At 57.3% G+C, this 24,694-nt stretch carries 25 protein-coding genes; 14 read left to right on the top strand and 11 right to left on the bottom strand.

Translation table 11 applies throughout. From position 1 onward, the window contains the following. Window positions 1-193 precede the first annotated feature (193 nt). Genes hslU through Q1A44_RS02615 form a run of 3 tightly spaced genes read left to right on the top strand, consistent with a single transcriptional unit; the run spans window position 194 to window position 3,896 of the window. Entirely contained in the window at window positions 194-1,501 is a 1,308-nt protein-coding gene (hslU, locus tag Q1A44_RS02625) for an ATP-dependent protease ATPase subunit HslU (RefSeq protein ID WP_299619218.1), read from the top strand. Between the two features lie 56 nt (window positions 1,502-1,557). Further along, complete coding sequence (locus Q1A44_RS02620) at window positions 1,558-2,655, top strand: alpha/beta fold hydrolase (protein WP_299619215.1); 1,098 nt, start codon at window positions 1,558-1,560, stop codon at window positions 2,653-2,655. After that, window positions 2,655-3,896 carry an MFS transporter gene (locus Q1A44_RS02615; RefSeq protein ID WP_299619212.1) on the top strand — a complete coding sequence of 414 codons (1,242 nt, stop codon included), beginning with the start codon at window positions 2,655-2,657 and terminating at the stop codon, window positions 3,894-3,896. Before Q1A44_RS02620 ends, Q1A44_RS02615 begins: the two co-directional genes overlap by 1 nt. Here the strand turns inward: Q1A44_RS02615 and Q1A44_RS02610 are convergent. From Q1A44_RS02610 to Q1A44_RS02600, 3 genes are read right to left on the bottom strand one after another with little or no spacing between them, the layout of a single operon-like run. Then, complete coding sequence (locus tag Q1A44_RS02610) at window positions 3,879-4,469, bottom strand: Smr/MutS family protein (RefSeq protein WP_299619209.1); 591 nt, start codon at window positions 4,467-4,469, stop codon at window positions 3,879-3,881. The genes Q1A44_RS02615 and Q1A44_RS02610 overlap by 18 nt on opposite strands. Beyond that, a complete protein-coding gene (locus Q1A44_RS02605; protein ID WP_299619206.1) occupies window positions 4,466-5,455 on the bottom strand; it encodes a murein transglycosylase A in 990 nt (329 codons plus the stop codon). The genes Q1A44_RS02610 and Q1A44_RS02605 overlap by 4 nt, the downstream gene beginning before the upstream one ends. A gap of 38 nt (window positions 5,456-5,493) precedes the next feature. Further along, window positions 5,494-6,153, bottom strand: coding sequence for a Tim44/TimA family putative adaptor protein (locus Q1A44_RS02600; protein ID WP_299619203.1), 660 nt, complete (start codon window positions 6,151-6,153; stop codon window positions 5,494-5,496). A gap of 115 nt (window positions 6,154-6,268) precedes the next feature. Here Q1A44_RS02600 and Q1A44_RS02595 point away from each other — a divergent pair, with 115 nt between their 5' ends. Together Q1A44_RS02595 and secB are read left to right on the top strand one after the other, a co-directional pair. Next, on the top strand, window positions 6,269-6,754 hold the full coding sequence (locus Q1A44_RS02595; RefSeq protein ID WP_299619200.1) for an FxsA family protein: 486 nt from the start codon (window positions 6,269-6,271) through the stop codon (window positions 6,752-6,754). Between the two features lie 59 nt (window positions 6,755-6,813). Beyond that, the gene (gene secB / locus Q1A44_RS02590) at window positions 6,814-7,314 is read left to right on the top strand and encodes a protein-export chaperone SecB (RefSeq protein WP_299619197.1); all 501 of its coding nucleotides are present in this window, start codon (window positions 6,814-6,816) and stop codon (window positions 7,312-7,314) included. A 50-nt stretch (window positions 7,315-7,364) separates the two neighbouring features. Here the strand turns inward: secB and dnaQ are convergent, their stop codons facing one another. The 4 genes from dnaQ to Q1A44_RS02570 are packed head-to-tail and all read right to left on the bottom strand — an operon-like array spanning window position 7,365 to window position 10,077. Beyond that, window positions 7,365-8,051 carry a DNA polymerase III subunit epsilon gene (gene dnaQ, locus Q1A44_RS02585; RefSeq protein ID WP_299619194.1) on the bottom strand — a complete coding sequence of 229 codons (687 nt, stop codon included), beginning with the start codon at window positions 8,049-8,051 and terminating at the stop codon, window positions 7,365-7,367. Next, window positions 8,044-8,637, bottom strand: a complete 594-nt coding sequence (gene coaE / locus Q1A44_RS02580) for a dephospho-CoA kinase (protein ID WP_299619191.1) — start codon at window positions 8,635-8,637, stop codon at window positions 8,044-8,046. The genes dnaQ and coaE overlap by 8 nt, the downstream gene beginning before the upstream one ends. After that, window positions 8,634-9,464, bottom strand: coding sequence for a shikimate dehydrogenase (locus Q1A44_RS02575; protein WP_299619188.1), 831 nt, complete (start codon window positions 9,462-9,464; stop codon window positions 8,634-8,636). Before Q1A44_RS02575 ends, coaE begins: the two co-directional genes overlap by 4 nt. Window positions 9,465-9,477: 13 nt before the next feature. Further along, window positions 9,478-10,077 (bottom strand): nucleoside triphosphate pyrophosphatase, encoded by a 600-nt coding sequence (locus Q1A44_RS02570; protein ID WP_299619185.1) that lies wholly within the window; start codon window positions 10,075-10,077, stop codon window positions 9,478-9,480. A 405-nt stretch (window positions 10,078-10,482) separates the two neighbouring features. Between Q1A44_RS02570 and Q1A44_RS02565 the strand changes: the two genes are divergently transcribed. The 7 genes from Q1A44_RS02565 to Q1A44_RS02535 all read left to right on the top strand — a co-directional run bounded on the left by Q1A44_RS02565 (window position 10,483) and on the right by Q1A44_RS02535 (window position 17,819). Further along, the gene (locus tag Q1A44_RS02565) at window positions 10,483-10,932 is read left to right on the top strand and encodes a CopD family protein (RefSeq protein WP_299619182.1); all 450 of its coding nucleotides are present in this window, start codon (window positions 10,483-10,485) and stop codon (window positions 10,930-10,932) included. A gap of 136 nt (window positions 10,933-11,068) precedes the next feature. Continuing rightward, window positions 11,069-12,346, top strand: a complete 1,278-nt coding sequence (rho, locus tag Q1A44_RS02560; RefSeq protein ID WP_299619179.1) for a transcription termination factor Rho — start codon at window positions 11,069-11,071, stop codon at window positions 12,344-12,346. Between the two features lie 21 nt (window positions 12,347-12,367). Further along, window positions 12,368-13,651 (top strand): tRNA uridine-5-carboxymethylaminomethyl(34) synthesis GTPase MnmE, encoded by a 1,284-nt coding sequence (mnmE, locus tag Q1A44_RS02555; RefSeq protein ID WP_299619177.1) that lies wholly within the window; start codon window positions 12,368-12,370, stop codon window positions 13,649-13,651. A 4-nt stretch (window positions 13,652-13,655) separates the two neighbouring features. Beyond that, window positions 13,656-15,524 (top strand): tRNA uridine-5-carboxymethylaminomethyl(34) synthesis enzyme MnmG, encoded by a 1,869-nt coding sequence (mnmG, locus tag Q1A44_RS02550; RefSeq protein ID WP_299619174.1) that lies wholly within the window; start codon window positions 13,656-13,658, stop codon window positions 15,522-15,524. Continuing rightward, entirely contained in the window at window positions 15,521-16,132 is a 612-nt protein-coding gene (gene rsmG / locus Q1A44_RS02545) for a 16S rRNA (guanine(527)-N(7))-methyltransferase RsmG (RefSeq protein WP_299619171.1), read from the top strand. The genes mnmG and rsmG overlap by 4 nt, the downstream gene beginning before the upstream one ends. After that, window positions 16,125-16,931 (top strand): AAA family ATPase, encoded by an 807-nt coding sequence (locus Q1A44_RS02540; RefSeq protein ID WP_299619168.1) that lies wholly within the window; start codon window positions 16,125-16,127, stop codon window positions 16,929-16,931. The genes rsmG and Q1A44_RS02540 overlap by 8 nt, the downstream gene beginning before the upstream one ends. Window positions 16,932-16,934: 3 nt before the next feature. Beyond that, window positions 16,935-17,819 (top strand): ParB/RepB/Spo0J family partition protein, encoded by an 885-nt coding sequence (locus Q1A44_RS02535; RefSeq protein WP_299619165.1) that lies wholly within the window; start codon window positions 16,935-16,937, stop codon window positions 17,817-17,819. Here the strand turns inward: Q1A44_RS02535 and hemW are convergent. From hemW to rph, 3 genes are read right to left on the bottom strand one after another with little or no spacing between them, the layout of a single operon-like run. After that, window positions 17,816-18,961 carry a radical SAM family heme chaperone HemW gene (gene hemW / locus Q1A44_RS02530; RefSeq protein ID WP_299619161.1) on the bottom strand — a complete coding sequence of 382 codons (1,146 nt, stop codon included), beginning with the start codon at window positions 18,959-18,961 and terminating at the stop codon, window positions 17,816-17,818. The two genes, Q1A44_RS02535 and hemW, sit on opposite strands and share 4 nt — an antisense overlap. After that, window positions 18,954-19,565 (bottom strand): RdgB/HAM1 family non-canonical purine NTP pyrophosphatase, encoded by a 612-nt coding sequence (gene rdgB / locus Q1A44_RS02525; protein ID WP_299619157.1) that lies wholly within the window; start codon window positions 19,563-19,565, stop codon window positions 18,954-18,956. Before rdgB ends, hemW begins: the two co-directional genes overlap by 8 nt. After that, a complete protein-coding gene (gene rph, locus Q1A44_RS02520) occupies window positions 19,562-20,275 on the bottom strand; it encodes a ribonuclease PH (protein WP_299619154.1) in 714 nt (237 codons plus the stop codon). Before rph ends, rdgB begins: the two co-directional genes overlap by 4 nt. A 96-nt stretch (window positions 20,276-20,371) precedes the next feature. Between rph and hrcA the strand changes: the two genes are divergently transcribed. Together hrcA and Q1A44_RS02510 are read left to right on the top strand one after the other, a co-directional pair. Next, the gene (hrcA, locus tag Q1A44_RS02515; RefSeq protein WP_299619151.1) at window positions 20,372-21,442 is read left to right on the top strand and encodes a heat-inducible transcriptional repressor HrcA; all 1,071 of its coding nucleotides are present in this window, start codon (window positions 20,372-20,374) and stop codon (window positions 21,440-21,442) included. Between the two features lie 3 nt (window positions 21,443-21,445). Then, window positions 21,446-22,009 carry a nucleotide exchange factor GrpE gene (locus Q1A44_RS02510; protein ID WP_299619148.1) on the top strand — a complete coding sequence of 188 codons (564 nt, stop codon included), beginning with the start codon at window positions 21,446-21,448 and terminating at the stop codon, window positions 22,007-22,009. A 33-nt stretch (window positions 22,010-22,042) separates the two neighbouring features. Here Q1A44_RS02510 and mutS read toward each other — a convergent pair whose 3' ends face one another. Beyond that, window positions 22,043-24,673: a DNA mismatch repair protein MutS gene (mutS, locus tag Q1A44_RS02505; RefSeq protein WP_299619145.1), complete on the bottom strand. Its 2,631-nt coding sequence runs from the start codon at window positions 24,671-24,673 to the stop codon at window positions 22,043-22,045. Between the last annotated feature and the right edge of the window lie 21 nt (window positions 24,674-24,694).

Raw genomic sequence — 24,694 nt, 5'->3', positions numbered from 1 at the left:
CAATACTCTGTGCGATCTTTCATTTTGAACGCCGCATATCCTTTGGCCATAACTCTTGGTCTTTAAAAAAAGACTTGGGGTTGTTTTTTCGGCATCCAGGTTGGCGTGTGTCAAACACTGCGATTGCGCGGCGCTGGTTGGAATGCGCCCGCATATCCCCTATGTCGGTTCCAACAGTTTTGATGGAAGTTACATGTCCGATTTGACCCCCCGCGAAATCGTCTCCGAACTTGATCGGTTCATCATTGGCCAAGCCGATGCCAAACGGGCCGTGGCTGTCGCCCTGCGCAGCCGATGGCGGCGGCGGCAATTGGGCGATGATCTGCGCGACGAGGTCTATCCAAAGAACATTCTGATGATTGGCCCCACCGGTGTGGGCAAGACAGAGATCAGCCGACGTCTGGCCAAACTGGCCCGTGCCCCGTTTCTCAAGGTCGAGGCGACCAAGTTCACCGAAGTCGGCTATGTCGGGCGGGACGTGGAACAGATCATTCGCGATCTGGTAGACAGCGCCATCGCCATGACCCGCGACCACATGCGTGAAGACGTCAAGGCTAATGCCCGCGCTGCTGCCGAAGAACGCGTGATCGAGGCCATCGCTGGCACCGATGCCCGCGACGCCACGCGCGAGATGTTTCGCAAGAAACTGCGCGCCGGTGATCTTGATGACACCATGATCGAGCTCGACATCGCCGACACGTCCAATCCGTTTCCGGCCATGGATATTCCCGGCCAGCCCGGCAGCAACATGGGGATGATGAACCTCGGTGACCTGTTTGGCAAAGCCATGGGCGGTCGGACCACCCGCAAAAAACTGACCGTCGCCCAAAGCTATGATGTGCTGATCGGGGAAGAGGCGGACAAACTGTTGGACGACGAGATCGTGACCAAAACCGCGCTTGAAGCGGTGCAGGAAAACGGGATCGTTTTTCTGGACGAAATCGACAAGGTCTGTGCCCGGTCGGATGCGCGCGGCGCCGATGTCAGCCGCGAAGGGGTGCAGCGCGACCTGTTGCCCTTGATCGAAGGGACCAGCGTCAGTACCAAACACGGGCCGGTCAAAACCGACCACATCCTGTTCATCGCTTCGGGCGCATTCCACATCGCCAAGCCATCTGACCTGCTGCCCGAACTGCAAGGGCGCCTGCCCATCCGGGTCGAGTTGCGCGCGCTGACCGAGGATGATTTTGTCCGTATCCTGACCGAGACCGACAATGCGTTGACCCTGCAATATTCCGCTCTGATGGGGACCGAAGACGTCACCGTCATTTTTGAACCCGATGGCATCCGCGCCCTGGCCCGGATTGCAGCCGAGGTAAACCAAACGGTCGAGAATATCGGCGCGCGTCGTCTTTATACAGTGCTCGAACGGGTGTTCGAAGAATTGTCATTCACGGCCCCCGATCGTGCGGGCGAAACCATCACTGTCGATGCCGCCTTTGTTGAACAGCACTTGGGCGAATTGGCGAAATCCGCCGATCTCAGTCGCTACGTCCTCTAGCTGAGTCGACACATCTGGGCTACATGAGGATCAACGCTTTGATCCTGGGGTCTCTCATGCGCTGGTTTCTTGTTTTTCTGACGATTGCGCTGGCGGGCTGCAATGACCGGACGGCGGCCCCGATCCGACCTGATGCCCTCGCGGTTGGTCTGAACAAAAACGTCTTCATCGGCACAACCCGCGCCATCAATGAGGCGGGCGAGTACGGCATTGATCGTTCAACCGAGCTAAGCCTGCTTCAAGCGACGGTGTCGATACCGCCCAACCGCACATTGGGCAGCGTGTCTGATGGCCTCGACAAGCCCAAGCCGGAACGCGACTTTACTCTTGCGGCACTGTCAGAATTCAACACGGCGTCCAAGTTTTCGCAAAGCCTACAGCGTGACATTGCAAGCAACAGCAGCGGACGACGCGAAGTGACGATCTTTGTTCACGGCTTTAACAACAGCTTTACGGACTCGGCCTTTCGCCTTGCGCAATTGGGCCATGATCTGGAACTGCCCGGTGCGTTCGTCAGCTATGCCTGGCCCAGCCGCGCCAACCCGCTAGGCTATGAATACGACCGCGACAGCGCGCTATTCGCGCGCGATGGTCTGGCCGATCTGTTGGAAGCGGTTGGCAATGCCGGTGATCCCGAAATTATCCTGGTGGCCCACTCGATGGGCAGCGCCCTTGTCATGGAAACACTGCGACAACTTGAAATTGCACAACCGGGATGGGCCGGTCGGCATATTCGCGGCGTGATCCTGATGTCGCCTGATATCAATGTCGATGTCTTCCGAAGTCAGATCAAGCGGATCAAGGTTGTACCGGACCCCTTTGTGGTGATCGTGTCGCGCAAGGATGCCGTGCTCAGGCTGTCGTCGCGGCTGCGCGGCCAAAAAACCCAGCTTGGCAATATCCAGAATATTGAGGATGTATCGGATCTGCCGATCACCTTGCTGGACGTATCTGAATTTTCTGATCGGCGATCAGGCAATCATTTTGTCGCGGGCAGCTCACCCGCCTTGATCCAATTGCTGCGACGCTCATCCGACCTTGATCGCGAGTTTTTGCGCGGGCGGGCTGGAACGACCATCACCCTTCCCGGGCAACGGCGTGTGGTTGCCCGCAAATTGACCCCCTCCGCCCTGGTGCCAGGGGAAGCCAGATAGTGACAGCCACCGCCCGCCCTGGGCTGTTCGCCTTTCTGTCGCAAAACAGTCGTTGGTTGGCGGCGGGCGGGTTGCTGACGCTTTTGTCGTCTTTTGGGCAAACCTTTTTTATCTCGATCTTTGCGGCCCAAATTCAGGCGGATTTCGGCCTGTCCCATGGCAGTTGGGGCGCGATCTATTCGGTGGGCACTACGGCCTCGGCGGTTGTGATGATCTGGGCCGGCGGCCTGACAGACCAGTGGCGCGCGCGCAGTCTTGGGGTCGTCGTTCTGGCGATGTTGGCAGCGTCTTGCCTCGCGATGGCCGTGAACCCCTATGCCGCCTTTCTGCCGGCAGTGATCTTTGCGCTGCGATTGACGGGGCAGGGGATGACCAGCCACATCGCCATCGTCGCCATGTCGCGGTGGTTTGTTGCAACGCGGGGCAAAGCGCTGGCGGTCGCCACTTTGGGTTTTTCGCTTGGCGAAGCAGTGTTACCGTTGGCCTTTGTCTCCCTGCTCACGATATTCCACTGGCGGAGCCTTTGGGTTGCAGCGGCAATCGTTGCCCTGATCGGCATTCCCATTCTGATGGCCTTGCTGCGCACGGAACGCACGCCGCAATCCATGGCCAAGGAAAACCAGAGTACCGGCATGGCCGGCGCGCATTGGACGCGGCGCAAGACGCTGAGCCACCCGCTCTTTTGGTTTATGGTGCCCGCATTGCTGGGGCCATCGGCCTTCAACACCGCCTTCTTTTTTCACCAGGTGTATTTCGCCGAAATCAAGGGCATGTCGCATCTGGCGCTGGTCTCATTGTTCCCAATTTACACGGTGATGGGCATCGCCGCGATGGTCGCATCTGGCGTCGCGCTGGATCGCTTTGGCACAGCACGGTTGATGCCACTTTACCAGCTCCCTTTGATCTTCGCGTTCCTGATGTTTGCGGCGTCCGGTTCCGTCTGGCATCTGGCGATTGGGTTCGTTTTCCTGGCCCTGACGACAGGCGCGAATTCGACCCTACCCAACGCGTTTTGGGCAGAATTCTATGGGACGCGCCACATCGGATCGATCAAGGCGATGGCCGCCGCGGTCATGGTGTTCGGGTCGGCCATCGGGCCCGGATTGACCGGTGTCCTGATTGATCTGGGCGTTGATCTGAACACGCAATATGTTGGCGTCGCCGCCTATTTCCTGTTTGCCAGTTTCATGATGTGGATCGGGATCAGACGCGCGCGCAGCAGCCTAGCGGCGTTTGCGTAGATAAACGTAGTAAGCCCCGCCACCGCCATGGCGCAGATGGGCCTGCGTCACCTGCAAAACCGCCGAAGACAAGGGCGGCATCGCCAACCACTGCGGCACCTGATGCCGCAACACGCCAAAGCGCACCGGGATCGGACCGCCATCGTCACGCTGCTTGCCCTTGCCCGTGACAACAAGAACCAAGCGTTTTCCATCCGCTTGCGCGCTCAGGATAAAACGGGTGAGGGCGGGATGCGCCCGGTCCAATGTCATGCCGTGCAGGTCGATCTTGCCCTCGGGGCGCAGCTTGCCCCGCTTCATCTGTTCAAAGGATTTACGATCCATCTGAACCTTGGCCGCGCCGACCTGATCCATGATCGACGGGGCGCGGCTGATCTGGGTCTGCGGTTTGGTAACGGGGCCAATAATCTTTTGGGGCACCGCATCAAAAACCTGACGACGGACCTTGGGCGCCGGGGTCGGCGTCACGAAATCGCTGGGGTCAAAGGGCTTTTCCGGATGCAGACGCTCCGCCTTGGCAGTCACCTTGCGCCACAGCTCTTCTTCGTCCGGGCGCAGGCGGCGCTTGCTCATATCGCACCCTCAGGCAGTAGGGCATAAGCGCGTTGAATCGGCATCAAGACCATCATCCGACCCGGATCGCGCAGCCGGCCCGCCTTGCGGCCAGCGGTATCACCGGTGCCAAAAAACACATCGGCCCGCTGCGCCCCTTTGATGGCAGAACCGGTATCTTGTGCAATCATCAGACGGCGCAGCGGATCGGCCCCATCCTTTTCCACCCAAACCGGTGCACCCAACGGAACAAAGGACGGATCAACCGCGACCGACCGCATCGTCGTGATCGACCTGTTCATCGCACCCAAAGGGCCGCGGTCGGCGGGCACTTCGCTCACCTCGCGGAAAAAAACGTAGGAGTTGTTGTGATACAGCAGTTCCTTGCCATCCACCGGGTTCCGTTTCACCCAATTCTTGATCACCTGTGCACTGACCTGATGCGGAGAATAGACGCCACGCCGGACAAGTTCAGCACCGATGGAGCGGTAATTATGTCCATTGGCCCCGGCATAGCCCACGCGTATAAATTCGCCGCTGGGCAGCCGGATACGACCAGAGCCCTGGATTTGCAGAAAAAACAGTTCAACCGGGTCATCAACCCAGGCAATTTCAAGGCCCCGACCGGACATGACCCCACTTTCCAGAATTTCGCGGCGGGTCAGCCACGGGCGCAATACCCGCGCCTCGCGGGGCATGGCATAAACGGGATAGCGATAGCGGCTTGACCGGCGCAGCGACCCATCCAACTCTGGTTCGAAATAACCGGTGAAAAGGGCGTCAGCGCCGTCCTCGATCAGGACGGGGCGAAAAAACAGCTCAAAGAACGCCTTGGGATCAGGGTCGTCACTCGCCAAAGCACATAGCGATGACCAATCGGGATCGTTCATATCCTGGCAAGTGTTGCGAAACACGGTGAGGGCAGCCGCATGGTCGTCACGGTCCCAACCATCAAGGCTGGCGTAGTCCATAACCGTGTAACGCACATCGGCGGACGCTGAAGTCATCAGGCCCGCCGCACAGAATGCACCAACAAGGGCACTTTTTAAGCGTCTGTAGAAACCAGCAACCAATTCGGGTCATCGGCCCCCATGGTTCGCGCAAAAGACCAGGTGTCCTTTTGCCGTTTCACTTCGGACAAGCTGCCTTCGATAATGTCGCCACCTTGATCCCGTACAGCAGAGGTCAGTTCGGCGACAAAGCGAATGGTCAATTCGCCCTCGCGCGTGTCCTCGTCAAAGGTGGCATCGACAAGCTTGAGTTCTCGCACGCCCATGAACTCAGCCTCGATGGTAAGGCCCTGATCTTCGCGCGCGGCCACGCCGTCAACAAAGGATTCGTAGATGTCTTCGGACAGGAAGGGCTGAATTTCGGCCAGGTTTCCCTGTTCATAACCCATCACGATCATCTCGTAAGCGCCGCGCGCTCCGGCAAGGAAGTCAGCGACGTGGAATGATGGCTCGGCTCGTTTCATCGCGGCAAGCGCCTTGGCGGCGTCGCTGTCTTCGTCCACGTGATCCGTGATGTCGAGGTCAGGACCGCCCTCGATCACTTCAAGATCCGGACGCGTGCTGCGGGGTGCAGCCGGCCGGGGTGTCGGCGGCTGTTCAAAACCTTCGCGGGTGCCGAGCACATTTTTCAGACGCAAAATCAGAAAGACGGCGATCGCGGCCAGGACCAGCAACTGGATCAGCGGAGAGTTCATTTATACCTCGTTAAGCGGGCTTGGGTGGCATCACCCTGTCAGGGGTCTTATGTAGGGTCTAGGTGGTCCCAAGTCCACCACGGCACTGAAAAGGCCAATGGAAAGGATGTCGCATATGTGGCTGTTTTTAGCATTTCTGGCGGTTCCGCTTATCGAGATCGCCCTGTTCATTCAAGTTGGCGGCGCGATTGGGCTGTTTCCAACCCTCTTGATTGTGATCATTACGGCCATTTTGGGCACCTTTCTGGTTAGAAACCAGGGGCTGCAGGCGCTTGAGCAAGTGAAATCCTCGTTTAACCAGATGCGCGACCCAAGCGAGGCGCTAGCACACGGCGCCATGATCGTGTTTGCCGGTGCGCTGCTGCTGACTCCCGGCTTTTTTACCGATGCTGTCGGATTTGCCCTGTTGGTGCCCGGGTTTAGGTTGGCCGTTTTTCGCTGGGTACGTGCGCGGGTCAAAGTGACGACCGTTTCAGGCGGCCATTCGCACGGTCCGCATGGGCAAAGACATCCGCCAGCAGATGTCATAGACGGCGAATACTCAGAAGTATCCGCCGAAACCCCTGAAATGCGCGGCCCTTCGGGTTGGACCAAGGATTGAGGCCCGCCCGCCAAGCTGTTACCAGAGCCAAAATCTGATTGCCTCGGGAGAATTTGAAAATGGCAGAAGAACAAGAAGCGCAGCAACCCGCCCAAGCCGCGGGGCCACAAATGCGTGTGCTGGGTCAGTTTGTGCGCGACATGTCGTTCGAGAACATCATCGCGCAAAAGGGCGGTTCGCCCGATATGCAGCCTGATGTTCAGGTACAGGTGAACCTGGATGCCAAAAAGCGTGGCCAGGACAACCAGTTCGAGAGCTCGATCAAGTTGAACATCACGTCCAAGGACAAAGACAGCGATAGCGTTCTGTTTGTTCTGGAAATCGACTATGTCGGCCTGTTCTTTATCGACAACGTGCCAGAGGCGCAGATGCATCCGTTCTTGCTGATCGAATGCCCGCGCATGATCTTCCCGTTCCTGCGCCGCGTCGTCAGTGACATCACACGCGATGGCGGTTTCCCGCCGCTGAACCTGGAAAACATCGACTTTGTGTCGCTGTACCGGAATGAGATCGCGAAGCGCCAGGCCGCCGAGGCCCCCCAGGACGCGGCGATCAACTGATCAATTGATTGTAGAAAAGCAAAACCCGGTGGCGTTGCTGCCGGGTTTTTTCATGCCTGCCACATGGCATTGTCACCCAGCTTGGCAACAAAGGCGGAATGCGCTTCCTTCTCATCTTCCGTGACCCGGGGTTTCAACGGCGTTGGTCGCGCCGATGGGGCCCAGGCCCCCGCTGGATCAGAACTGTTTGACGTGCTGGAGACGGTCGACAAGCCAAAGTCAGGCTGCCGTCCCCCGATCAGCTCCAGATAGACTTCCGCAAGGATTTCACTGTCGAGCAAGGCACCGTGCAGCGTCCGCGACGAGTTATCGATGCCAAAGCGTCGGCACAGCGCATCGAGCGACGCAGGCGAGCCGGGGAATTTGCGCCGTGCAATTTCAAGCGTATCAAGCGCCTGATCATAGGGCAGGGTAGGCAGGCCCATCCACCTCAACTCGGCATTGAGGAATTTCATGTCAAAGGCGGCGTTGTGGATCACAAGTTTTGCATCGCCCACGAAATCCAGGAACTTTTGACCAATCTGGGCAAATTTCGGTTTGCCGCGCAGGAAATCATCGCCCAGCCCATGCACTTCAAACGCCTCCTGAGGCATCGACCGCTCGGGGTCGATATACTCGTGAAAGACATTCTGGGTTGGCACATGCCGGATCAACTCAATCGCCCCGATCTCGACAATCCGATCACCGGATTCGGGGTCAAAACCTGTCGTTTCTGTGTCGAGGACGATCTCACGCATGGGGTGATCCTTGGCTGATCTGACTGACTATATTTTGGACCTGTGCGCGGGCGTGTTCAAGGCTGTCTGTTTCGATCACATAATCGGCGCGGGCGCATTTTTCGGCTGCGGGGAGTTGTTTGGCCCGGATGGCCAGAAACTGATCACGGGTCATCGTACCGCGCGCCATCACACGCGCCTCTTGCACGTCATCGGGGACAAAAACGCAGGCGGTCGCATCCATGGCCGAATTCCCCCCGGTCTCAAAGAGCAGGGGGATATCAAACACCAGGATTTCAGCCTGCGCATTGGCGATGAATTCCGCCCGGTCTTGGGCAACCAATGGGTGCACTATCGCCTCGATTCTCTGTAACGCATTGGGATCGTTTGAAATAATATCACGAAGCGCGGCTCGCGACACAGCCCCGTCCACAATTGCGCCCGGAAAGGCATCGCGCATCGGCGCAACCGCGGTGCCACCCGCCGCATAAAGTCGATGTACCGCTGCATCCGCGTCCCAAAGGGCACAGCCCAGATCAACAAACATCTGCGCCGTTGTCGATTTTCCCATGCCGATGGAACCGGTCAGCCCCAGCTTGAAACTCATCGCAAAGCAGCCGCACGTGTGGCGCTGTCGACTTGGGGGCGGGTGCCAAACCAGCGTTCGAACGCGGGCACCGCCTGATGCAGCAACATGCCAAGGCCATCGACGGTGACACACCCAACCTCTTCCGCGGTGGCCAAAAGGTTGGTCCGCAAGGGTGCATAAACCAGATCGGTCACCACCGTCTGACGGCGCAACCCATCGAGGGGCACGCGCATCTCTTGCTTGCCAATCATCCCGAGGGATGTGGTGTTCACAACCAGTGCTGCATCCTCGATCACATTCCCGGCCTGAACCCAATCCACGACGGTTACGCGATTGCCAAAATCATCGGCCAGCTTTTCGGCTCGGACACGCGTCCGGTTGGTAAGGAAAATCTCGGGTACACCTGCATCCAACAACGACGCCACGACCGCGCGCGCCGCACCGCCAGCACCCAAGACCGTTGCAGGACCGGATTGTGGAATCCAATTGGGCGCACCGGCCTTGAGGTTTTCAACAAATCCGTACCCATCCGTATTGTCAGCGTGGATCTTGCCATCCTTGCGAAAGATCAAGGTATTGGCCGCACCGATAAGCGTCGCACGGTCCGTCACCAGATCGGCAATCTCCAGAATACTTTCCTTGTGGGGTATGGTGATGTTTACACCGACAAACCCTGCCTTGGGCAAAGTCCGCAAAACATCGGCCAGATCGGCAGAGCTGACATCCATAGGGATATAGTCGCCCGCCAACCCATAGGTCTTGAGCCAGTGGCGGTGTATCTGAGGCGATTTGGAATGTGCGATGGGCGAACCGATGACGCCCGCCAATGGTATTTTGTCCGTCATGATCGCCCCCCAATCAACCTTCGATCACGCCGCGCAAGGTCAGAAACGCGAGCAGCTCTAAAAGTGGCATACCAAGAACGTGAAAGTAATCCCCCTCGATGCTGTGAAACAGGCGCACGCCCTCGGCCTCCAGCATATAGCTGCCCACGGCGTGCTGAATCTCGGCCCAGTTCCGGTCGACATAGCCGCCAATATAAGCGTCAGACATGTTCCGCATCCGCAAGCGCACCTGGCCGATATGGCGCCAGATGGGTTTACCTTCGTGATAGATGACGGCTGCAGACAACAGCATATGGCGCTTTGTCCGCATCAGGCGCAATTGCGCGCGGGCATCCTCGGGATCTATGGGCTTGGACAGGATCGCGCCTTCGAATGCCAACACCTGATCGCAACCGATGACCATTGCTTCGGGATGCTTGTCTGCCACTTTGCGCGCTTTCATCTCGGCCAGGGTATCGGCAATGTCGCGCGGCGGTGCTTCGCTTGCCACCATGGCCTCTTTAACGGATTGTTCATCAATGCGCGCGACGATCTGTTCAAAGGACAGGCCTGCATTTTGCAGCAAAGTGGCCCGGATTGCGGAACCTGACGCAAGGATCAATGGGATAGACATGTGGATAACCCTGTGCGGGGCCGCGGGACGGCGATTGGATGAGGTTGTGCGAAATTCCGGTCAGGGCCGCAAGTGTGGGTTTGTCTGAACTTCCGCGCTGTTGCGCCTGATTTTGTCCCATCTGAGTAAGGATAAAAACACGTTCGAGGACAAAGTAATCCATACCAACTTGTCCACAATAATACTCAGATCATTGATGCTGAAAAACTGTTGCAACACGTTGTTTTCGATATATTTTTTAAGGATACAGGTCAATTTTCCCACCAAAGGGCCATTGAAATCCACACTGTGGGTAATCCGTGGATAACAGGGTAATCCACAGAAATCCGGGCCTCTACATAATCATCATCCTTTTTCTCTTTTCTTTATTTATTTATAGGGGGCGAGAACCAAGGGCGCTCGAACATGTTTGATCTCATCATCAGCCTCTATCCGTGGATCAAGGCATTCCATATCATGTCCGTCATCGCCTGGATGGCAGCGCTGTTCTATCTGCCTCGTCTTTACGTTTATCACTCAGAACAGGTGGGGCTAGGCGGTGAGACGCACGACCTGTTCCTGACCATGGAATATAAGCTGCTCAAGGTGATCATGAACCCGGCTATGATCGCAACCTGGGTGTTTGGCATATGCCTTGCCCTGATCCCCGGTGTGGTCGATTGGGGCGCTGTATGGCCCTGGACCAAGCTGGTGGGTATTCTGGCCATGTCCGGCTTTCACGGTTGGCTGGTGGGGCAGCGCAAAGCCTTTGCCGCCGGCGGTCCGATCAAGTCGGGGCGTAACTACCGGATGATGAACGAGGTGCCCACGATCCTGATGGCACTCATAGTGCTGTCAGTGGTGGTCAAGTTCTGAAATCGTTGACTCGCAGCGTTGGTACGCCTATCTGGCTGTATGCGCCCCGTCCGGGACCCGCAGCAGCATTCACATCTGACTGAACCGCAGCGCCTGCTTTCTGGCGCGCTATGAGTATTCCCATATGACCGAAGAAATGACCGAGACCACCGAACGTCTTGCCCTGGCCGAACTGAAGGCACAAAGCCCCAAAGACCTGTTGGACATGGCCGAAGAGCTTGAGATCGAGAATGCCTCGACCATGCGCAAAGGCGAGATGATGTTCCAGATTCTGCGCGAACGCGCGGACGAGGGATGGGAGGTTTCTGGTGATGGCGTGCTGGAGGTTCTCCAGGACGGCTTTGGCTTCCTTCGCTCGCCCGAGGCGAACTATCTGCCCGGCCCTGATGATATCTATGTTTCGCCCGAGATGATCCGTCAGTATTCGTTGCGCACGGGGGATACGATTGAGGGCGTAATCAAGGCCCCCGACGATGCCGAACGGTATTTCGCACTGACCAATGCCACCCGGATCAACTTTGAAGATCCCGAGCGGGTCAAACACAAGATCGCCTTTGATAACCTCACACCGCTCTATCCCGATGAACGCCTGACGATGGAAACTGATGACCCTGCGACGCGCGACCGCTCGGCCCGGATCATCGATCTGGTGTCCCCGATTGGTAAAGGTCAGCGGTCGTTGATCGTCGCCCCGCCGCGGACGGGTAAGACGGTTCTGCTGCAAAACATTGCGACAAGCATCGCAAAGAACCATCCTGAATGTTACCTGATCGTCCTGCTGATTGATGAACGCCCCGAGGAAGTCACGGACATGCAGCGTTCGGTTAAGGGTGAGGTTGTCAGCTCGACCTTTGATGAGCCCGCGACGCGCCACGTGGCAGTGTCGGAAATGGTCATTGAAAAGGCAAAGCGTCTGGTCGAACACAAACGAGATGTTGTTATCCTTTTGGATTCGATCACAAGACTTGGTAGAGCATTCAATACTGTTGTTCCATCCTCGGGCAAGGTTTTGACCGGTGGTGTGGATGCAAATGCCCTGCAACGGCCCAAGCGTTTCTTTGGTGCCGCGCGGAATATCGAAGAAGGCGGCTCGTTGACCATCATCGCCACCGCACTGATCGACACCGGCAGCCGGATGGATGAGGTGATCTTTGAAGAATTCAAGGGCACTGGTAACTCGGAAATCGTTCTGGATCGCAAGATTGCGGACAAGCGCGTCTTCCCTGCCATCGACATTCTTAAGTCTGGTACGCGGAAAGAGGATCTTTTGGTCGACAAGACGGACTTGGCCAAAACCTTTGTCCTGCGCCGTATCCTGAACCCGATGGGCACGACCGACGCAATCGAGTTCCTGATTTCCAAGCTGAAGCAGACCAAAACGAACGCTGAATTCTTTGACTCGATGAACACCTGATACCTGCCTGAGGGTATGCCGATGGACACGATTTTTGCGCTGGCAACGGCGCAAGGCCGCGCTGGCGTGGCTGTTATCCGTATTTCTGGCTCCGAGGCCTTTGAGGTGGCACAGGTGCTCTGTGGCGCCTTGCCGGGGGGTCGTGCGCCTGCCTTGCGGCATCTGCGAAGTGCAGGTGGCGTCGTGTTGGATCATGCGCTCATTTTGAAATTTGACGGCCCTGCGAGTTTTACCGGTGAGGATACCGTAGAATTTCATCTGCATGGCAGCGTCGCGGTTGTTGCAGCCGTTCTGCAAACCTTGGGTGCGGGTACGGCCAGGATGGCAGAGCCGGGGGAATTTACCCGTCGTGCCCTTGAGAACAACAAGATGGATCTGGCGCAAGTTGAGGGGCTCGCCGATCTGATCGAAGCCGAGACAGAGGCGCAGAGGCAACAAGCCTTGCGCGGCATGTCGGGTGATCTGAGCAACCGGATCGAAGAATGGCGCAGCAAGCTGATCCGTGCCGCAGCTTTGATCGAAGCCACAATTGATTTTGCGGACGAAGATGTACCCGTCGATGTAACGCCAGAGGTACGCGACCTTCTGGGCCAAGTTCGGCGGGACGTGGCGGAACAGCTCAAGGGATTTTCCGCGGCGGAACGTATTCGCACCGGGTTCGAGGTGGCGATCGTTGGTCCACCCAATGCGGGCAAGTCGACTTTGCTGAATGCGCTTGCCCGACGGGAGGCCGCAATCACTTCGCAGATCGCGGGCACAACGCGCGACGTTATCGAAGTGCGGATGGATATCGCAGGGCTACCAGTGACGCTCTTGGATACTGCCGGCCTGCGCGACGGGCAGGATGAAATTGAAGCCCAAGGGATCGAGCGTGCAATTGCTCGGGCAAGAGATGCAGATCTGCGTATTTTCCTGCAAGAGCCGGGAACAAGTCTGCCGATCTCCCCTCTGGATGGCGACATAATACTCGCGCCCAAAGCAGATGAGCGCAGCGACGATGCTGCCGCCGTCTCTGGTAAAACGGGGCAGGGGATTGCGAAGTTGGTTTCTGATCTCGAAATGCAATTGCTGCAACGGACGGCGGCCGCGGGACTGATCACACACGAACGGCACAGACAAGCGATGTCCCAATCGTTAAGCAATCTGGATGCGGCAATGGACCGTGTTGAAAGCGGCCCGGCCCTTTATGATATTGCTGCAGAAGAGATACGAACGGCGGTTCGATCCCTTGAAGTGGTGGTCGGTCGCGTCGATGTTGAAAACCTGCTAGACGAGATTTTCGCCAGCTTTTGCTTGGGTAAATGATGGAGTGTTTCACGTGAAACAATTCGATGTCATCGTCATTGGTGGCGGTCACGCAGGCAGCGAGGCAGCCCACGCGGCGGCGCGCATGGGCGTAAATACCGCCCTTGTGACGATGAAGCTTGAAGGTATTGGCGTCATGTCCTGTAACCCGGCAATTGGCGGGTTGGGTAAGGGGCACCTTGTCCGCGAGATCGACGCGCTGGATGGCGTCATGGGTCGCGTCGCGGATGCTGCCGGTATTCAGTTCCGTCTGTTGAACCGGCGTAAAGGGCCGGCGGTGCAAGGTCCACGTACACAGGCAGACCGCCAGGTTTACCAACGTGAAATGCAAAGCATCATGGAGAACACGCCGCGCCTCTCCATCATTGTAGGGGAAGTGACTGACTTCCTGATGCAAGGTGACCGTGTGGCTGGTGTTGTTTTGGGCGACGGGACCGAGATTGCGGCGAAATCTGTCATCCTGACCACAGGAACATTCTTGCGTGGCGTTATCCATATTGGTGATACATCTTATTCCGGCGGTCGCATGGGGGACAAAGCGTCTTCCAAGCTTGCCGAGCGGATCGACAGTTTTGGCCTGCCCCTTGGTCGGCTGAAGACAGGGACGCCGCCGCGCCTTGATGGGCGCACAATCGCCTGGGATCAGTTGAGCGTGCAGGAAGCCGATGACGAACCTGTCTTGTTTTCCTTTATGTCCAAGGCGCCAGCACTGCGGCAAGTTGCCTGTGGCATCACGCATACCAATGCGAAAACCCATGACATTATTCGTGAAAATCTTGAACGATCCGCGATGTATGGAGGGCATATTGATGGTGTGGGGCCGCGTTACTGTCCTTCGATTGAGGATAAAATTGTGCGGTTCGCCGACAAGGATTCGCATCAAATATTTCTAGAGCCGGAAGGGCTGGAGGATCATACGGTTTATCCGAACGGGATTTCCACCTCTTTGCCTCAAGATGTGCAAGAGGATTACGTTCATTCCATCGCCGGGCTTGAGCAAGCAAAGATCATTCAACCGGGCTATGCGATTGAATATGACTATGTCGACCCCCGTGCGCTGAACGCTGACCTCAGCCTATGCGATATCCCCGGGTTATACCTTGCGGGACAGATCAATGGGACGACCGGGTATGAGGAAGCGGCGGCCCAAGGGCTTGTTTCTGGACTGAACGCTGCGCGCATGGCCCAAGGTGGGGACGTTGTGCATTTCCGCCGGAACACAAGTTACATTGGGGTGATGATCGACGATCTTACCACCCGTGGTGTGACAGAACCTTATCGCATGTTTACATCCCGCGCCGAATTTCGCCTGTCTTTGCGGGCTGACAACGCAGATCAACGTTTGACAGAATTCGGCGTTGATCTTGGCTGTGTTGGGAACGCGCGGCGGATGTCGTACCAAACAAAGAAAGAAAAGCTTGAAAATGGCCGCGCGTTGTTGAGCGGGTCGTCTTACACACCCAAAGAAATTGCTGCGACCGGGATCCGGATCAACCAAGACGGCACACGGCGGACAGCGTTCCAACTGCTGGCCTTTCCCGATGTTGTGTTCAATGACGTTAAGCGGTTGGATGCAGCGCTGGAAGAGATGGAGCCTGAGATTCAGGAGCAGCTGTCGCGCGACGCGCTTTATGCGAATTACATCCAGCGACAGCAACAAGACGTGGAAAAACTGCGTAAAGATGAAAAGCATGCCATTCCGAGTGATTTCTCTTATGCGGATGTGACGGGGTTATCGGCGGAGTTGACCGGCAAATTGGAAAAAGTCCGGCCGTCCGACCTGGCTCAAGCTGGACGGATTGACGGAATGACACCTGCTGGGCTGGCCTTGATCCTGGGCCGGATCAGGTTTTTGGAAAAGAAAACCGCATGATGCATCCGCCAGACTGGTTCGCCCACGATGTTTCACGTGAAACATTGGATAAGCTTTCCGCCTATCATGACCTGCTGATCAAATGGACTGGCAAGATCAACCTGATTGCAAAGTCCACGATTGATGACGCCGCGCACCGACATATCTGGGATTCTGCGCAAGTTTATCAACCAGTTGCTGGTAAATGGGCCGATCTGGGTTCAGGAGGGGGCCTTCCCGGTGTCGTCGTTGCCATTCTGGCAGCGGGACAGGGCGATGCCATCAATATGACCCTGGTTGAAAGCGACCAGCGAAAAGCAACCTTTTTGCGCACATGTGCGAGAACGCTGGATATGCCGATGACGATTATCGCGCAGCGTATCGAGCAGGCGGAGCCGCAAGGTGCCGATGTTATCTCGGCCCGCGCTCTCGCCACTTTGTCTGACCTTCTGGGGCACAGCCAACGCCATATTGCGCCCAGTGGCACAGCCGTCTTTATGAAGGGCGGCAAGTGGGCGAGCGAAATAGAAGAAGCCAGGAAAAACTGGTGGTTTTCATATGACGTCACAGCAAGTAAGACAAATCCAGATGCTGCCATCCTGAGAATAAGGGATATAGAACGTGCCTGATCCTACGCGTCCTCCAGGGCCCAAAATCATCTCGGTTGCCAACCAAAAAGGCGGTGTTGGCAAGACCACGACAACAATCAACCTGGCCGCGGCTCTGGCAGAGATCGGGCATTCTGTTTTGGTCGTTGATCTTGATCCCCAAGGCAACGCATCGACTGGACTTGGCGTCGAGATGGATGAACGGGAGTTCACGACCTATGAGCTCTTGCTGGAAGACATTGATCTGAAGGATGTCATTCTGAAGACGTCTTTTGACAACATCGCGATTGTGCCCGCAACGGTGGACCTCAGTTCTGCTGATATTGACCTGATTTCCAATGAAAAGCGTAGTTTTCTACTCCACGATGCCCTGCGCCAGCCGCAAATGGATGAATACGCGTTTGATTACATCTTGATAGATTGCCCGCCGTCCCTGAACCTTTTGACAGTCAACGCGATGATTGCGTCACACTCGATCCTCGTTCCATTGCAAAGCGAATTCTTTGCCCTCGAAGGCTTGTCGCAATTGATGCTGACCATTCGGGAAGTACGCCAAACGGGCAATCCTGATCTGCGGATCGAAGGTGTTGTCCTGACGATGTATGATGCGCGCAATAACCTGTCGCAGCAGGTGGAACAGGACGCACGGGACAATCTTGGCGATGTGGTCTTTAAAACGCGTATCCCGCGCAACGTCCGCGTCAGTGAATCACCGTCTTTTGCAATGCCGGTTTTAAACTATGATACGACATCCAAGGGCGCGATTGCCTATCGCGAGTTGGCGCAGGAATTGGTCGATAACAACACAGCGAGGGCCTAAGCCATGGCGAGCGGAGATAAGAAACGAGGACTTGGGCGCGGATTGTCAGCACTGATGGCGGATGTGAACGAACCGCAGGCGACTGATACTTCCGCGATCCCGCTTGACCAGCAGATCCCGATTGAGAAAATTCGCCCGAACCCTGATCAGCCTCGAAAACAGTTCGAGGCGGCCCCGCTTGATGATCTGGTGGCGTCGATCAAGGAAAAGGGTGTCCTGCAGCCTTTGATCGTTCGCCGTGTCGGCGACGAATACGAGATTGTGGCTGGTGAACGCCGCTGGCGCGCGGCGCAACAAGCGCAATTGCACAGTTTGCCGGTCATTGTGCGTGATTTCACCGATACTGAAGTTCTCGAAGTTGCGATCATTGAAAACATTCAGCGCGCTGACCTGAACCCCATCGAAGAGGCGGCAGGCTATCACCAGTTGATGGAAAAGTTCGGCCATACTCAGGAAAAGATGGCAGAAGCCCTTGGCAAAAGCCGCAGCCACATTGCGAACCTTTTGCGTCTCTTGAACTTGCCCGCATCCATTCAGGACTATGTGGTCAAAGGCGATCTAAGCGCCGGTCACGCCCGTGCATTGATCACTGCGGATGAGCCAGAAGCTTTGGCAAAGAAGATCATCGCGGGCGGCCTGTCGGTACGCGCCGCCGAGGCGTTGGTCAAGAAATCTGCTGAGGGCGCTAAAAACATCTTTGGCGGTGGGGCAAAACCTGCCGCGGCCGAGAAGGATGCAGATACCAAGGCGCTCGAAAGCGATCTGTCGGCCGCGACTGGGATGAAAGTCTCACTGACTCATAAGCCAAATGGCGAGGCGGGTCAGATCACGCTGCACTACACGTCTTTGGAACAGTTGGATGATTTGTGCCGTAAGCTGAGCAGTTAAGCTGACAGCAACTCTCTGAGAACACCATTCAAAACGGTAAACCCTTGATCTGTAACAGTAATTCTGCTTTCTGAGCGAACGATCATACCAATATCTTGTAGATGTTGCAGCTTGCCCTCATCTAACGGCTGTTCAGCCAACGTCTCATAGCGTTTTATGTCCACACCTTCGGTCAGACGCAGCCCCATGAGCAGAAATTCACTGGCTTGATCCGTGCCAGACAGTCCATCCCGCGTTTCGCGGCCTTCGCCGCTCAACCACCCGGTCGGCATCCGCTTCTGTTCTGTCGCCCATCGTTTGCCCTGCCGCGTGATCCGTCCATGGGCACCCGGGCCTATCCCCACGTAATCGCCATAGCGCCAATAGATCAGGTTATGTCGTGACGCGTTGCCATCTGTGGCGTGGTTCGACACCTCATAGCGGGGCATTCCATGGGCTTCGCAAATCTCTTGCGTCAGCGCGTACATATCCGCCGATAAATCTTCGTCCGGCAAACCGCGCAGCTTGCCTGCCTTGTACCGCTCGCCAAAGGCGGTCCCGTTCTCGACTGTGAGTTGATAAAGCGATACGTGATCGAGGCCGAGGGACAAAGCGGTCGAAAGTTCGGTTTCCCACCCGGTTAGAGACTGGTTTTGCCGCCCATACATCAAATCAAAGCTGACCCGATCAAATTCGCGCCGCGCAATATCAAATGCTGCCAATGCCTCGTTGGCGGAATGCAGACGACCCAAAGCGGCAAGGTCGAGATCGTTCAGCGCCTGGATACCCATGGACACACGATTGACGCCAGCCAGATGAAAGTCGGCAAACTTGGCCGCCTCGACGGACGTTGGGTTTGCCTCCAGTGTGACCTCAAGATCGTTTGCGATGGGCCAGGTTGCATGCACCGTTTCCATGATCGCACCAACGGTCGCGGGGTCCATCAGGCTGGGTGTCCCGCCCCCAAAGAAAACAGAACGAAGCACGCGCCCCGATGTCTCTGACCCCATCCGTTTGATTTCTGACACATAGGCATCGCGCCAAGCGGGATGATCCACTGACCGCGTCACGTGGCTGTTGAAATCGCAATAAGGGCATTTGGCGGCACAGAACGGCCAATGGATATAGAGGCCAAAGCCCCCGTTTTCCCAATCCTCAGCCAAAGCAGCCCGCGATCAGTTTGTTAAAGCTGTCGGCGCGGTGGCTGATCGCGTTTTTCTCGTCATGGCTCATCTCGGCGAATGTGCGGTCATGGCCCACGGGCTGGAACATCGGGTCATAGCCGTGACCCAGCGTGCCGCGCACCGGCCAGACCAGAGTGCCTTCAACCGTACCTTCAAAGACTTCCTCGTGCCCGTCCGGCCAAGCCAGAACGAGGGTGGAGCAGAACCGCGCGTGGCGGGGATGTTCGGCATTGACGGCTTCAAGCTCGCGATGTGTCCGCTCCATCGCCATCATGAAGTCGCGGCCGTTTGGTGTTTCGGCCCAATCCGCGGTGTAGACACCGGGGCGGCCATCCAATGCGGCCACTTCGATCCCGGAATCGTCTGACAGGGCAGGCAGGCCCGTCGCCCGGACCGCAGCCAATGCCTTGATCCGGGCGTTTCCGACGAATGTGGTTTCGGTTTCTTCCGGTTCGGGCAGGTCCATCTCGGCCGCGCCCACGACCTTGACGCCGTAGGGGGCAAAGAGTTCTTCCATCTCTTCGAGCTTGCCCGCGTTGTGGGTGGCGACCAGGATGCGGTCGCCTTCGAAACGGCGTGTCATGCGCTGGCCGCTTGCTGGGCCGCGACCAGTTCACCAACACCTTTGTCCGCCAGATCCAACAGGTGGTTCATCTGATCGCGGGAAAAAGTCGAGCCTTCAGCGCTCATCTGCACTTCGATCAGCTGGCCGTTGCCGAGCATGATGAAATTACCGTCAACGCCGGCTTCACTGTCTTCGGGGTAATCCAGATCAAGCACGGGCTGACCCGCATAGATGCCGCAGGAAACGGCAGCAACCGGAGAGATGAGTGGATCAGTTGTTACATCGCCTGCCTTCATCAGCTTGTTCACCGCCAGACGCAGGGCCACCCAACCGCCGGTGATTGAGGCACAGCGGGTGCCGCCATCGGCTTGCAGCACATCGCAATCAACGGTGATCTGGCGTTCGCCCAAGGCAACCCGATCTACACCAGCGCGCAAGGACCGGCCAATGAGACGCTGAATTTCAACGGTGCGCCCACCTTGCTTGCCCGTCGCAGCCTCGCGGCGCATCCGGGTGTTCGTTGCGCGGGGCAGCATACCGTATTCGGCGGTTACCCATCCAAGGCCAGACCCTTTGATAAAGGGCGGCACGCGATCCTCGATCGTGGCGGTGCACAGCACATGCGTATCGCCCATCTTGATCAGGGCGGACCCTTCGGCATGTTTCGTGAATCCGGTTTCGATTGAAACGGGACGCATATCACTTAACTGTCTTCCAGAGGGACGCATGGGGGTATCCTTTTGCTGCTGTGTCGGGATACCGCTGGGGTGGGGCTGGTGGCAACCCCGATTGACCTTTGATTTTCACGGCTTTTAAGTGGGTTGATGACAGATACGCAGAAATTGCTGGATGAGATGAACGACCGGTCACGCGAAGTGTTTCGCCGCGTGGTTGAAGGGTATCTGTCAACCGGCGATCCCGTAGGTTCGCGCACCCTCACTCGCGATTTTAGCGAAAGCGTGAGCGCTGCGACCATCCGCAATGTGATGCAGGACCTTGAGTTCATGGGCCTGTTGGACAGCCCGCATGTCAGTGCCGGGCGTATTCCAACGCAACAAGGGTTGCGCATGTTTGTCGATGGCCTGCTTGAGGTGGGCGTGCCGGACGAATCGGATCGGGAAAAGATCGACGCAACGCTGGGCTCGAACGAGCGCGACATTGGCGGATTGCTGGACCGCGTCGGGTCGGCCCTGTCTGGTGTGACCCAGGGCGCCTCGCTTGTTTTGACGCCGAAATACGAGGCGCCGATCAAGCATCTGGAATTTGTGTCGCTGGGGCCGGAGCAGGCTTTGGTTGTTCTCGTCTTCGCGGATGGGCATGTGGAAAACCGGCTGTTTCAACCGCCGCCCGGGCAAACGCCGTCCTCTATGCGCGAAGCGGCGAACTTCCTGAATGCCGTGATCGAGGGGCGGACGCTGACCGAGGTGCGCACCATCGTACAGACGGAGATTGCCGAACGGCGGCAGGAGATTGATTCGCTATCGCACGCGCTGGTCAAAAGCGGTCTGGCCTCATGGGAGGGCGAGGGCGACACGCCTGAACGCCTGATTGTCCGGGGTCGGTCCAATTTGCTGAGCACGTCGACGGAAACTGAGGACCTGGATCGCATCAGAACCCTGTTTGACGACCTGGAACGCAAGCGTGATATCGCCGAGTTTCTGGACCTTACCCAGGACGGCGACGGCGTGCGCATTTTTATCGGCTCAGAGAACAAACTTTTCTCACTTTCGGGTTCCTCTTTGGTGGTTTCCCCTTATATGAACGCGGATCGAAAGATTATCGGTGCGGTTGGTGTGATTGGCCCTACGCGGCTCAACTACGGACGGATCGTTCCGATTGTGGATTACACAGCGCAGCTGGTCGGGCGCATGCTGACGGACCGCAGTGAAAGGTGAAACATGGCAGAGCCCAAGAACGACGATTTTCTTGATGATATTGATATGGCTGCGGACGAGGAATTCGCCGAAGACATGGCCGAGATTGATGATGAAGCGCTGGAGCTAGAACAGTTGCGCGCGGAGCGTGATCAGCTGAAAGATCGTTTCATGCGCGCGTTGGCGGATGCCGAAAATGCGCGCAAACGGTCGGACAAAGATCGGCGCGAGGCCGAGAATTACGGCGGGTCCAAGCTGGCCCGTGATATGCTGCCCGTCTACGACAACATGAAGCGCGCGCTTGAGGCGGCGACGGATGAGCAACGTGAAGTCTCCGGGCCGCTATTGGAAGGTGTCGAGCTGACCATGCGCGAGCTTTTGAACGTGTTCAAAAAGCATGGGATCGAAGTGATTGCGCCCGAGGTTGGTGATGCCTTTGATCCGCAGCATCATCAGGCAATGTTTGAAGCACCCGTACCAGGGACCAAGGCCGGTGACATTATCCAGGTCGCGGCTGAGGGTTTCATGCTGCACGACCGGTTGCTGCGTCCTGCGCAGGTTGGTGTGTCGTCGATGGTTGCCAGCTAGTTTTTGAGTATTTTTGGAACAATGAAGACGCGGTCAGGATTTGGCCGCGTCTTTTAGTTTGTAGATCAGATTGAGCGCGTCCTTGGGCGTGAGGTCGTCCGGGTGGATGTCGTTCAGCATCTCTAATGCAGGGGATGGGGCTGTTTTGACGGGTGGCGGCGCAGGGCTGGCCGAGAAAAGCGGCAGGTCGTCGATAAGCGTTTTTTGTGCGACACCGCCTTCGCGTTCACCTGATTCCAATGCGTCCAGAACGATCCGTGCCCGGGCGATAACGGCTGGGGGCAGGCCCGCGAGTTGAGCGACCTGCACACCGTAAGACCGATCTGCGGCACCCCGTTTGACCTCGTGGAGGAAGATGACTTCGCCATCCCATTCCTTGACCGTCACCGTTGCGTTTTCGACGCCGTCCAGTTTGGCGGCAAGCGCGGTCATTTCGTGGTAGTGCGTGGCGAACAGGGCGCGAGATTTGTTCACATCATGCAAATGTTCCAGTGTGGCCCAAGCGATGGATAAACCGTCATAGGTGGCGGTGCCGCGTCCAATCTCGTCCAGGATGACAAGGGCGCAGTCGTCTGCTTGGTTCAGGATCGCGGCGGTCTCGACCATTTCGACCATGAAGGTCGACCGCCCCCGGGCCAGATCATCGGATGCGCCCACCCGGCTGAATATTTGACTGACCAGACCGATATGCGCCGAGGTTGCCGGTACGTAGCTCCCCATTTGCGCCAGGATAGCGATCAGAGCATTTTGCCGCAGGAATGTGGATTTACCCGCCATGTTCGGGCCGGTGAGCAGCCAGACGGCGGCTGTCTGATCCGCAGAAAGGTTGCAATCATTGGCGATGAAGGGCGATCCATCCTGGTTGCGCAGTGCTTTTTCCACCACCGGGTGTCTGCCCCCCTCGATTTCGAATGCGCGAGAGGTGTCGAGCGCGGGTTTACACCAGTTCTCGGCCGTGGCGAGGTGGGCAAGGGCAGTGGCCAAATCAACCTCAGCGAGGGCGCGCGCGGTTTGGGCAATTTGTGCCGCGTGGCCGGTGATCAGGGTCCGAAGCTCTTCATAGAGACGCTTTTCAATTTCGAGGGCCCGTCCGCCCGCATTCAGGATCTTGGTCTCAAGTTCGGATAACTCAACAGTGGTGAAGCGCACCTGGTTCGCTGTGGTTTGCCGGTGAATGAACGTGTCGCTGAGCGGTTGCGACATCATCTTGTCCGCGTGGGTTGCGGTGACTTCAATGAAATAGCCCAGAACATTGTTGTGCTTGATTTTGAGCGAAGAAATACTTGTTAGAGCCGCATATTCCTGCTGATATTGCGCAATGACCGACCGCCCTTCGTCCCGCAAGGTGCGCGCCTCGTCGAGCTCATCATCGCAGCCCGACGCAATGAAACCGCCATCGCGCGCCAAAAGGGGGGGTTCAGCCACCAGCATCGTTTCAAGGCGGTCAATCAGCACGGCGTGCCCGTCCAGATCGCCGAATGCCTTTGACAGGAGGTCAGGTAAGTCGCTCGGCGCGGTGTCATGCAGGGTTTGAGCTTGGGTCAATCCATTGCGCAACGCGGCCATGTCGCGCGGCCCGCCACGGTCGAGCGATAGCCGCGAAAGCGCCCTGTCCATGTCTGGGACGCTGCGCATGGCGGATCTAATGGATTGGGTGAAACTTGAAATGGCGACAGCATATTCCACTGCTTCAAGGCGCTCTGAAACAGTGTCTAATGCGCGGGAAGGGGACGACAAACGGCGCTCCAACAACCTTGCCCCTGCCGATGTTACAGTATGATCCATCACGGCCAAGAGCGATCCGGCCCGGCCACCGGACAGAGCCGATGTCAGTTCAAGATTGCGACGCGTTGCGGCATCGATTTGAACCGTTTTGGCCTGGCTGTCTTGCTGTGGGGGACGCAGCAGGGGCAGTTTGCCTTTTTGCGTCATGTCCAGATAGTCGATCAACGCGCCCATGGCCCCGATCTCGGCCCGGTCAAAGGTGCCAAAGCCGTCGAGAGCGGCCACTTTGAACAAGGCGCACAGTTTGTCACTGCCCCCGGCGCTGTCAAAAGCGGCGCGCCCCAGTGGTGTGAGCGAAATGCCGAAATCCTCGACAACGGGGCGCAACTCACTTTCCTTATTGTCCGCCACGATCAGTTCAGAGGGGGCAAGCCGCGCCAATTCAGGCCCTAACAAGGCAAGATCCAGCGCCATGACCCGAAACTCACCGGTCGAGATATCGACCCAAGCCAAGGCACAATCACCGCGCACCTCGGCAAAGGCGGCGAGGAAGTTATGGCGGCGCGCCTCGAGCAGGGAATCCTCTGTCAGCGTGCCAGGTGTCACCAGCCGAACCACATCGCGTTTGACGATAGACTTGTATCCACGCTTTTTCGCCTCAGCCGGGCTTTCCATCTGTTCGCAGACAGCGACGCGGAAACCCTTGCGGATCAGGGTCAGCAAATAACCTTCGGCGGCATGTACGGGCACGCCGCACATCGGGATATCGTCGCCGTCATGTTTGCCCCGTTTGGTCAGGGCAATATCCAACGCCTCGGCCGCTGCGACCGCGTCGTCAAAAAACATCTCGTAGAAATCGCCCATCCGGTAGAACAGCAGCGCGCCCTCGTGGGCGGCCTTGATCTCAAGATATTGCGCCATCATGGGCGTGACGGTCATGGCATGTCCTCGGGCTGATGC

The sequence above is a fragment of the uncultured Tateyamaria sp. genome, from assembly GCF_947503705.1.
GTDB lineage: Bacteria > Pseudomonadota > Alphaproteobacteria > Rhodobacterales > Rhodobacteraceae > Tateyamaria.
Note: the sequence above shows the minus strand (reverse complement) of the source record. Positions and strands in the feature narration are given on the sequence as shown.